Here is a 9,545-nt window from a genome sequence, read left to right on the forward strand (position 1 = left end):
ACCCTCAGGCGAGCTGCTGCTGGACCGTCTCGGTCAGCTCGGTCAGCGAGAAGGGCTTGGGCAGGAACACCGAGTTGGGCACCGCCACGCGGCTCTTGTCGAGCGACTCCTCGGCGTAGCCCGAGACGAAGACCACCCGCGTGCCGGGCCGCATCTCGAGCGCGTGGCGCACCCAGCTCGGCCCGTCCATCCCCGGCATCACCACGTCGGTGACGAAGACATCCACCTTCAGCTCGGGATCCTGCAGCACCTCGAGCGCCTGCTCGGCGGTTTCGGCCTCGATCACCGTGAAGCCGCGCAGGCGCAGGGCGCGGGCGGCGAAGGCGCGCACTGGGGCCTCGTCCTCGACCAGCAGCACCACGCTGCCCTGCCGCGGCGCGCTGTCGCGCGCCGGCTCGGGCGCAGCAGGTTCCGCCACGCTGGTCTCTTCATGGGCGGGAAAGAGCAAGGTGAAGCAGCTCCCTTCGCCGACCACGCTGTCGACGAAAATGAAGCCGCCGGTCTGCTTGACGATGCCGTAGACGGTCGAAAGACCGAGCCCGGTGCCCTCGCCCGTGCGTTTGGTGGTGAAAAAGGGCTCGAAGACCTTCTGCAGCTTGTCCTGCGGGATGCCCGAGCCCCGGTCGATCACCTTGACGCTGGCATAGAGCCCCGGCTCGACCCGGGCGCGGTCGCGGACCAGCACCTCATGCACCACGCAGCGGCTCGTCTCGATCTCGATCTCGCCGCCGTCAGGCATGGCGTCGCGCGCGTTCACCACGAGGTTCATCATCACCTGCTCAAGCTGGCGGCGGTCACCGCGGATCGGCGGCAGCACCGGATCGTGGCTCAGCTTGAGGTTCACCCGCTCGCCCACCAGACGGTTCAGCAGGTGGGTCAGGTCAGACAGCGTGTCGCGCAGGTCGAGTTTTTTCGACGCTCAGCGTCTGCTTGCGCGAGAAGGCCAGCAGCTGGCCCACCAGCGCGGCGGCTCGGTTGGCGTTCTGGTTGATCTGCAGCAGGTCGGCGTAATCCGCATCGCCCTGGTCGTGGCGCAGCAGCAGCAGGTCGCAATGTCCCGAGATCGCGGTGAGCAGGTTGTTGAAATCATGCGCGACGCCACCGGCGAGCTGGCCGATGGCCTGCATCTTCTGGCTCTGCACGAATTGCGCCTCGAGCGATTTCAGCTCGGTGGCATCATTCAGCACCGCGATCAGCTCGGCCCGCCCCGCCTCGAGCACCCGGTTCAGCGTGACCTGCACGAAGACCTCGCGCTCGGGCCGCACGAGACGCAGGAATTCCGAGCGGTGCAAGCCGCGGCCCGCCGCCGCCTCGGCCAGCCAGTCGGTGATAGACCGGCCGAGCCCCTCCATGTGGGCTTCGATCGAGGTGCCGTCGGCGCTGTCCACCTCGAGCATGCGGCAGGCCTCGCAGTTGGCACGCAGAATGCGGCCGTCGGGCGCGAGCCGCAGCAGCGGCACGGGCAGGTTGTCGACCCCGTCCCGCACCATTGGCGCCCCCGCCGCATCCACCGGATGCAGCACCACCTCCTGCCGACCGACACCGGCGTCCGAGCAGCGGATGAGCACGCTCCGCGCCCCCTCGGGAGAGAGGATCTGCTGCACCTTGCCCACCCGCAGCGGCAGCTCCAGCACCTCGTCGAGCCGCTTGATGCGCCGCCCGACCATCCGCCGCGCCGCGGCGTTCATGTAGAGCACCGCGCCGCTGCGCCCGACGGTCAGCACCGGCACCTGCGCCGTGCCCTCGGCCCCGGACGCGCTGTCCGCCGGGGCACCCGCCGGGCCGCTGCCGGACACGTCGAAATCCGGCAGGCGCTCAATGCGCCAGTAGCTGAAGCCCCGGACCTCGGCCAGCGTGAGCCGGTGACGCCCGGCAGAAGAGAGGATGTCCTCGTGGGCACCGCCACGCCCCTCGGCGCGACGCCGTAGGCGCAGCTTCAGGGCCTCGGCATCCGCGCCCATCTCGGTCAGCACATCGCCGAGATCCTGACCGGCGGCGAGAACGAACCGCTGCTGCGCGGCGCGGTTGGCCAGAACCATCTGGCCGCGGTGATCCTCGAGCAGCGCCGGGGCGGGATCGGCCTCGACCAGTTGCCGCAGCCCCGCGAGCTCGCCCTGGAGCCGCCTGCTCCCCAGCAAATGCTGCAGCGCAAGCAGGCCGCTGATCGCAAGGAAGGCCCCCGCGGCGGCCTCGACCGCCAACGCCCCCTCCCTGCCCTCGATCATCGCGCCGAGCGCCAGGCACACCAGCCCTGCGGCGGCAAGCGCGAGCCCCGGCAGAGCCTGCCGAAACCCGCTCCGCCCGCGCTCGTCCTCGTCCAACGCGGATCGCGTCACGCGGCCATCCTTTTGCTTCCGTATCCCCATGCACCATGTCGCATATGCAGGATTAACCAAAGGTTAACTTACACATTCCCAAGCGTCACGCGGGTCCGAGGCGCAGGTCAGTCGGGCCGGCGCAGCTGCGCCGAGAAGAAGCCATCACCGCCGTCGCCGGGCAGGAACTGGCGCTGCTGCTCCAGGCTCCAGCCGGGATGGCGCGCAAGGAACGCCTCGATCTGCGCGGCATTCTCCGCCGCGAGCATCGAGCAGGTGGCATAGGCGAGCACCCCGCCGGGCGTCACCAGATGCGTCGCGATATCGAGGATTCCGGCCTGGACCTTGGTCAACTCGTCCAGCCGCTCCGGGGTCAGCCGCCACTTGCCCTCGGGCGAGCGCCGCCAGGCGCCGCTGCCGGAACAGGGAACATCGCAGAGCACCAGGTCGTAGACGCCCTTGGGACTGGCGACGGCCTGGATGCGCGCCCCCGCGCGCTTGGCACGGGCGGGAAGGTCGGACATGCGGCGCGGATCGGCATCATGCGCCGCGACCTCGCCCCCGGTGCGCGCGGCCATGGCCAGCGCCTTGCCACCGCCGCCGGCGCAATAGTCCAGCACCCGCAGCCCCGGCGCCAGCGGCAGAGCCTCGACCACCGCCTGGCTGGCCACGTCCTGCAGCTCGACCAGCCCCTCGGCGAAGGCCTGGCTCTGGGCGATGCGGCGGGCGCCCTCGGTGACCTCGAGCGCCCCCGTCGCGAGCGGATGCGGCAGGGTCTCGGATGCCCTCGCCCCGCCAGCGCGGCCTGCGCCGTGGCAAGATCGCCGCGCAGGCGGTTCACCCGCAGGAAGACCCGCGCGCGCCCCCGCAGCGCCTCGGCGGCTGGGGCCGCTTCCGCGCCGAGGCTCTCGGTCAGCAACGCGTCGATCCAGTCCGGAAGATCGCGGGCCTCGGCCCCCTCGGGCAGATGTCCCGCGGCCTGTTCCTCGGCCGTCAGCGCCGCGGGCGCATGGCCGTCGCCGGTAAAGAGGCTCTCGGGGGTGATCTGTTGCTGGCGCAGCAGACCAATGAGCCGCGCCCGCCCGCTCTCGCCGCCACCCTGCGCGGCAGTGGAGCGCCAGCGGCGCAGCACGTCGAAGACATGGTCGCGCACCGCGGCGCGGTCCTTCGAGCCGGCGTAGCGGGCGCCGCGCGACCAGCCAAGCAGCGCCTGCTCGGCGGGGGTTCCAGCGGCGATGCGATCGAGCACCTCGGCGGCGGCCTGAAGCCGTGCGCCGGGGGTCATCGCTGCATCCTCAAGGCGGGGATCATCGGATTATCGTGCTGCATGTCGTCTCGTGCTCCTGCCGCTGTCGCCCGCCCCTCTACCCGCGCGCGCCGCGCCCCGTCCAGCGCTTTCCCGGCGTCGCGGGCGCAAGACAAAGGGCCGGTCCTTCCGGACCGGCCCCCGTTTCCTCGCGGATCACGCGATCAGCCGACGCGGTAGTTCGGGCTCTCGCGGGTGATCTGCACGTCGTGCACATGGCTCTCCGACAGGCCGGCGTTGGTGATGCGCACGAAATTGCAGTTCTTGCGCATCTCCTCGACCGTGGCGTTGCCGGTGTAGCCCATGGCGGCGCGCAGGCCGCCGACGAGCTGGTGGATCACCGCGCCCGCCGCGCCCTTGTAGGGCACCTGCCCCTCGATCCCCTCGGGCACCAGCTTGTCGCTCGCCGCATCCTTCTGGAAATAGCGGTCCGCCGAGCCGCGCGCCATGGCGCCAAGGCTGCCCATGCCGCGGTAGGCCTTGAACGAGCGGCCCTGGTAGAGGATCACCTCGCCCGGGCTCTCGTCGGTGCCGGCGATCATCGAGCCCACCATGGCGCAGGAAGCGCCGGCGGCGATGGCCTTGGCGAAATCGCCCGAGAACTTGATGCCGCCGTCGGCGATCACCGGCACGTCGCCGGCGGCCTTGGCGCAATCCATGATCGCGGTAAGCTGCGGGACGCCGACACCGGCAACCATGCGGGTGGTGCAGATCGAGCCCGGGCCGATGCCGACCTTGACGGCATCCGCGCCCGCGTCGATCAGCGCGCGGGTGGCATCGCCGGTGGCGACGTTGCCGGCGATGACCTGCACCTGGTTCGACAGCGCCTTGGCCCGCGCCACCGCGTCGATCACCCCGGCGCTGTGGCCGTGGGCGGTGTCGATCACCACGATGTCGACGCCCGCATCGATCAGCGCCGCGGTGCGCTCGAAGCCCGAGTCGCCCACGCCGGTCGCGGCGGCAACGCGCAGACGGCCCAGCTCGTCCTTGCAGGCGGTGGGGTTGAGCACGGCCTTCTCGGTGTCCTTGAGCGTCAGCAGGCCGGTGAGCTTGCCCTGCGCGTCAGTGACCAGCAGCTTCTCGATCCGGCGCGCCTTCATCAGGCTGATCGCCTCGTCGCGGTCGGCGGGCTCGCGCAGGATGGCGAGGTTCTCGGACGTCATCATCACCCGCACCGGCGTGTCCGGCTTCTGCGCGAAGCGCATGTCGCGGTTGGTGACGATGCCGACCACGCGGTGCTGCTCGTCGACCACCGGGAAGCCGGTGAAGCCGTAGCGCTCGGTCAGCGCCTGCGCATCGGCCAGAGTCTGGTCGGGGGTGAGGGTGACCGGGTTGTAGACGATGCCGCTTTCAAAACGCTTGACCCGGCGCACTTCCTGCGCCTGGCGTTCGACATCGAGGTTCTTGTGGATCACCCCGATGCCGCCGGCCTGCGCCATGGTGATCGCCATGCGCGCCTCGGTGACCGTGTCCATGGCCGAAGAGAGCAGCGGGATGTTGAGCGCGATGCTCTTGGTGACCCGGGTGCGCGTGTCGGCCGTGGACGGCAGAACGCTGGAAGCTGCGGGAAGCAGCAGAACATCGTCGAAGGTGAAGGCCTCGCGAATCTCCATGGGGGCGGCTCCTTGGGAGGGTATCGGTTGGCACGTCCCTATTGCACGGATGCTCGGCGGGGGAAAGACCCCACGGAACTTCGTCGCGGGGCTGCGGCGCGGGCAGCGCAGCAGGGGGGCTCCGCCCCCGCCCTGCGGGCTCCCCCGGGATATTTCCACCTAGAAGAAAGGGGCTAGGGACGCGCCGAAAACCACTTCGGCCAGCGCGATGAGCGCGAAGGGCAAGGAGAGCAGCAGCGCCAGCAGCAGCGCCGCGGCGCGGGTCGGCCTAGGGCGCGGGGCAAGGGCTTGCGGGGGGCGGCGCGGGGCGGTCATGCGGTCAGTTAACCCCGCGCTCACTTTCGGTCGGGTTAATGGCGGGCATGACGCTGCCGCCGCTGCCCCTGCCGCAATCGCCGGAATACGCCCGCGCCTGCGCCGCGCTGGGAGTGCCCTGCCGTTGGGCCGAGGCGACCCTGCCCGGGGGCGCGCTGCTGCGCTGGCAGGTGCAGGCGCGCCGGCTGCCGCTGCTGGGAGAGGTCGCGCTGCTCTCGCGCGGGCCGGTAACGGCGGAGCCCGCGCAGGCCGAAGCCTGGCTAGGGGAGCTGCGCCCGCCCGGGCCGTTGCTGCTGAACGCCGAGGGGGTCTCGGTCGCGGCGCTGCGCAAAGCGGGTTTCTGGCCATTGCTCACGCCGGCCACGCTTGCCCTCCTGCCGCTGGGCCCCGAGGCCCAGATGCGCGCGGCGCTTCGGCAGAAATGGCGCAACCGGCTCACCCGCGCCGAAGGCGCAGGGTTGTCCCTGCGCCGCCTGCCCTTGCACGGCGGGCACTGGCTGCTGGCAGCCGAGGCGGCGCAGGCCAGCGCCCGTCGTTACCGCAACCTGCCGCCTCCCTTCCTTGCCGCCTTCGCCCGGGCCAATCCCGGCGCGGCACTGGTCTGGGAGGCGCGGCAGCAGGGCTCCCCCGTCGCCGCCATCGCGGTGCTTCGGCACGGGCGCATGGCGAGCTGGACCACCGGCGTCTCGACACCGCAGGGCCGCGCTGCCAATGCCATGAACCTGCTGCTCTGGGAGGCGATGCGCTGGCTTGCGGCAGAGGGACATGAGCAGCTCGATCTCGGCATCCTCAACAGCGACGATTCGCCGGGCATCGCCCACTTCAAGCTCGGCACTGGGGCACGGCTCCACCGCCTCGCGGGCACATGGCTGCGCAGCCGCGCCCTCGCGCCGCTCGCCCGCCACCTGCCAAAAGGGCTGGCCACCTGACGGTGCCCAGCCCCTTCTTCTTCTAGGTCCAAATATCCCGGGGGTGAGGCGCGCAGCGCCGAGGGGCGGCGCCCCTCACCCGGCGCCCGGAGGCGCCGCGTTCACTCGGTCGGCGTGACCTTGACCATCATGTCGGGCTTGCCGACCACCGCACCGTTCGGCCCGGTGCCGCGCTTGATCGCGTCGACGACCTCCATGCCCGAGGTCACCTCGCCCACCGCCGTGTAGGCGCCGTTCAGATGCGGCGCCGGGGCGAACATGATGAAGAACTGCGAGTTGGCCGAGTCCGGGTTCTGCGAGCGCGCCATGCCGACCACGCCGCGCGCGAAGTCCTTGTCGGAGAACTCTGCCTGCAGATCCGGCAGGTCCGATCCGCCGGTGCCCGCCATGCGCATGTCGTTGCCCTCGCGGCCGAACTGCACGTCGCCGGTCTGCGCCATGAAGCCCTCGATCACGCGGTGGAAGACCACCCCGTCGTACTCGCCGGAGCTGGCCAGCTCGGTCAGCCGCGCGGCGTGCTGCGGCGCGACATCGTCGAAGAGCTCGATGTGGAAGGTGCCATTGGCACCCTCGCCCGCGACTTCGACGTCGAGCCCCGCCGCCAGCGCGGGCGAGGCCACGAGGGAGAGCAGAAGCGCGAGCTTACGCATCTGCCGCCACCTTCACCGAGATCATCCGGTCGGGCTCGGCAGGCGGCTCGCCGCGGGTGATCGCATCGACATGCTCCATGCCTTCGACGACCCGGCCGTAGACGGTGTACTGGCCGTTGAGGAAATGGTTGTCCTTGAAGTTGATGAAAAACTGCGAGTTGGCCGAGTTCGGGTTCATCGAGCGGGCCGCGCCGAGGGTGCCGCGGTCGTGCGGCAGGCGCGAGAATTCGGCGGGCAGGTCGGGCAGCTGCGAGCCGCCGGTGCCGGCGCGGCGCAGGTTGAAGCCGTCTTCCATGTCGCCATGCTCGACGTCGCCGGTCTGCGCCATGAAGCCCTCGATCACGCGGTGGAAGCAGACGTTGTCATATTCGCCCGCGCGCGCCAGCTCCTTCATCCGCTCGGCATGCTTCGGCGCCACGTCGGGCAGCAGCTCGATGGTGACGGTGCCGCCCTTCAGTTCGATGAGGATGGTGTTTTCGGGGTCCTTGATCTCGGCCATGTCGATACTCCCTATGGCGTTCGTTGCGCGAGATTTAGTCCGCCCGCGCCCGAATGCCAAGATGCGCCTCCCTCGGGCCCACCGCACCGACCGCTGTCGCATTGACCTCGCGCGCGGCTCGGGGCAGACCTTTGAGCAACAAAGGATCAGGAGGACCGAGATGGCCTGGAAGACCCTCGACGACATGGAACTCGCCGGCAAGCGCGTGCTCACCCGTGTCGACATCAACGTGCCGGTGGACGGCGGCGTGGTCACCGACGCAACCCGCATCGAACGCGTGGCGCCCACTGTGCAGGACATCCTGTCGCGCGGCGGCACGCCGATCCTGCTGGCGCACTTCGGCCGCCCCAAGGGCAAGATCGTGCCCGAGATGTCGCTGAAGATGCTGGTGCCCGCGCTCGAGGCCGCCTTCGGCACCAAGGTCAACTTCGCCACGCTGGACGAGGCCGAGGCAGTGATCGCCGCCTGCGCCGAGGGCCAGGTGGTGCTGCTCGAGAACACGCGCTTCGAGCCCGGCGAGGAAAAGAACGACGCCGATCTGGCGAAGCGCTACGCTGCGCTCGGCGATGTCTATTGCAACGATGCCTTCTCGGCGGCGCACCGCGCCCATGCCTCGACCGCGGCGCTGGCGCACCTGCTGCCTTCCTGCGCGGGCCGGCTGATGCAGGCCGAGCTCGAGGCGCTGGAAGCCGCGCTCGGCGCGCCCAAGCGCCCGGTGCTGGCGGTGGTCGGCGGCGCCAAGGTCTCGACCAAGCTCGACCTGCTCGGCAACCTGGTCGAGAAGGTCGATATGCTGGTGATCGGCGGCGGCATGGCCAACACCTTCCTCGCCGCGCAGGGCGTCGACGTGGGCAAGTCGCTTTGCGAGCACGAGATGACCGGAACCGCCAAGGCGATCGCCGAAAAGGCCGCCGCGGCGGGCTGCGAGATCCTGCTGCCGCGCGACGTGGTGGTGGCGCGCGAGTTCCGCGAGAACGCCCCCTCCGAGGTGGTGCCCGCCGAGGCTTGCCCCGCCGATGCGATGATCCTCGATGCCGGCCCGGACAGCGTCGCCCATGTCGAGCAGGCCATCTCCCGCGCCGCGACGCTGATCTGGAACGGGCCACTCGGCGCCTTCGAGATCGCCCCCTTCGATGCCGCCACCAACGCGGCGGCCAAGTTCGCCGCCAAGCGCACCGCGCATGGCGAGCTGGTCTCGGTCGCCGGGGGCGGCGACACGGTGGCGGCGCTCAACAAGGCCGGGGCGGCCGACGATTTCACCTATATCTCCACCGCCGGCGGCGCCTTCCTCGAGTGGATGGAGGGCAAGACCCTGCCCGGCGTCGCCGCGCTCGGCTGAGATAATCGATCCGATCGGCCCGGCAGTCGGGCCGATCGGCCACAATCGTCGCGCAATCGCACCAATTTTACAGGGACCTGCGCCACGGGGGATTTCCATGTGCCCTCGGCTGTGTCAGGGTTTCCCCGACGTCGGACGGATCCCCACGCAAAGAGGGATCGCGGCGCAGAGCAGAGCACACCGCATACAGGCAACAGGACCCACGCATATGACTGGCAGACGCAAACCGGCCTTCGGGGGCCTCGTCTTCGCGGTGATCACGCTGAGCCTGTCGGGCTATTTCACCTTTGCCGCCGTGCAGGGCGACTACGGCCTTTTCCGCCGCGCCGAGATCGAGGTGGAGGCCGACCGGCTCGCCGCCGAACTCGACGGGATCAACGCCGAGGTCGCGCACATGGAAAACGTCACTCTGCGCCTGTCGGACGATTACCTCGACCTCGACCTCCTGGACCAACAGGCCCGCGACGTGCTGGGAATGATCCGTTCGGACGAGATCGTCGTGCGCTAAGCGCGCGCACTCACACCGTGCGCTAAGCGCGCGCACTCACACCGTGCGCTAAGCGCGCGCACTCACACCGT

7 protein-coding genes and 2 pseudogenes are annotated in these 9,545 nt (G+C 70.2%); 3 read left to right on the top strand and 6 right to left on the bottom strand.

Annotated features, from left to right (window positions below):
- Positions 1–4 precede the first annotated feature (4 nt).
- The 4 genes and pseudogenes from CLG85_RS27900 to CLG85_RS22790 all read right to left on the bottom strand — a co-directional run bounded on the left by CLG85_RS27900 (position 5) and on the right by CLG85_RS22790 (position 5,549).
- Positions 5–2,225: pseudogene (locus CLG85_RS27900) on the bottom strand (hybrid sensor histidine kinase/response regulator).
- 218 nt (positions 2,226–2,443) lie between these two features.
- Positions 2,444–3,600: pseudogene (locus CLG85_RS22780) on the bottom strand (RsmB/NOP family class I SAM-dependent RNA methyltransferase).
- A 185-nt stretch (positions 3,601–3,785) separates the two neighbouring features.
- Positions 3,786–5,234 carry an IMP dehydrogenase gene (guaB, locus tag CLG85_RS22785; protein ID WP_095884372.1) on the bottom strand — a complete coding sequence of 483 codons (1,449 nt, stop codon included), beginning with the start codon at positions 5,232–5,234 and terminating at the stop codon, positions 3,786–3,788.
- A 159-nt stretch (positions 5,235–5,393) separates the two neighbouring features.
- Positions 5,394–5,549, bottom strand: coding sequence for a hypothetical protein (locus CLG85_RS22790; protein ID WP_260350090.1), 156 nt, complete (start codon positions 5,547–5,549; stop codon positions 5,394–5,396).
- Between the two features lie 38 nt (positions 5,550–5,587).
- Between CLG85_RS22790 and CLG85_RS22795 the strand changes: the two genes are divergently transcribed.
- Positions 5,588–6,478: a GNAT family N-acetyltransferase gene (locus tag CLG85_RS22795; RefSeq protein WP_260350091.1), complete on the top strand. Its 891-nt coding sequence runs from the start codon at positions 5,588–5,590 to the stop codon at positions 6,476–6,478.
- 101 nt (positions 6,479–6,579) lie between these two features.
- On the opposite strand, the gene CLG85_RS22800 is transcribed toward CLG85_RS22795, so the two are convergent.
- Positions 6,580–7,128, bottom strand: coding sequence for a peptidylprolyl isomerase (locus CLG85_RS22800; protein WP_095884026.1), 549 nt, complete (start codon positions 7,126–7,128; stop codon positions 6,580–6,582).
- Positions 7,121–7,627, bottom strand: coding sequence for a peptidylprolyl isomerase (locus CLG85_RS22805; protein ID WP_260350092.1), 507 nt, complete (start codon positions 7,625–7,627; stop codon positions 7,121–7,123). Before CLG85_RS22805 ends, CLG85_RS22800 begins: the two co-directional genes overlap by 8 nt.
- Before the next feature lie 160 nt (positions 7,628–7,787).
- Here CLG85_RS22805 and CLG85_RS22810 point away from each other — a divergent pair, with 160 nt between their 5' ends.
- Positions 7,788–8,966, top strand: coding sequence for a phosphoglycerate kinase (locus CLG85_RS22810; RefSeq protein WP_260350094.1), 1,179 nt, complete (start codon positions 7,788–7,790; stop codon positions 8,964–8,966).
- A 208-nt stretch (positions 8,967–9,174) separates the two neighbouring features.
- Positions 9,175–9,474, top strand: coding sequence for an FtsB family cell division protein (locus CLG85_RS22815; protein ID WP_224846504.1), 300 nt, complete (start codon positions 9,175–9,177; stop codon positions 9,472–9,474).
- Positions 9,475–9,545: the final 71 nt, after the last annotated feature.

The sequence above is a fragment of the Alloyangia mangrovi genome, from assembly GCF_002300555.2.
Taxonomy (GTDB): domain Bacteria; phylum Pseudomonadota; class Alphaproteobacteria; order Rhodobacterales; family Rhodobacteraceae; genus Salipiger; species Salipiger mangrovi.

Bases quoted from the DNA above. Each gene is read 5' to 3' on its own strand.
- CLG85_RS22805 (WP_260350092.1), bottom strand. From the start codon at position 7,627: ATGGCCGAGATCAAGGACCCCGAAAACACCATCCTCATCGAACTGAAG.
- guaB (WP_095884372.1), bottom strand. From the start codon at position 5,234: ATGGAGATTCGCGAGGCCTTCACCTTCGACGATGTTCTGCTGCTTCCC.
- CLG85_RS22795 (WP_260350091.1), top strand. From the start codon at position 5,588: ATGGCGGGCATGACGCTGCCGCCGCTGCCCCTGCCGCAATCGCCGGAA.
- CLG85_RS22790 (WP_260350090.1), bottom strand. From the start codon at position 5,549: ATGACCGCCCCGCGCCGCCCCCCGCAAGCCCTTGCCCCGCGCCCTAGG.
- CLG85_RS22810 (WP_260350094.1), top strand. From the start codon at position 7,788: ATGGCCTGGAAGACCCTCGACGACATGGAACTCGCCGGCAAGCGCGTG.
- CLG85_RS22815 (WP_224846504.1), top strand. From the start codon at position 9,175: ATGACTGGCAGACGCAAACCGGCCTTCGGGGGCCTCGTCTTCGCGGTG.
- CLG85_RS22800 (WP_095884026.1), bottom strand. From the start codon at position 7,128: ATGCGTAAGCTCGCGCTTCTGCTCTCCCTCGTGGCCTCGCCCGCGCTG.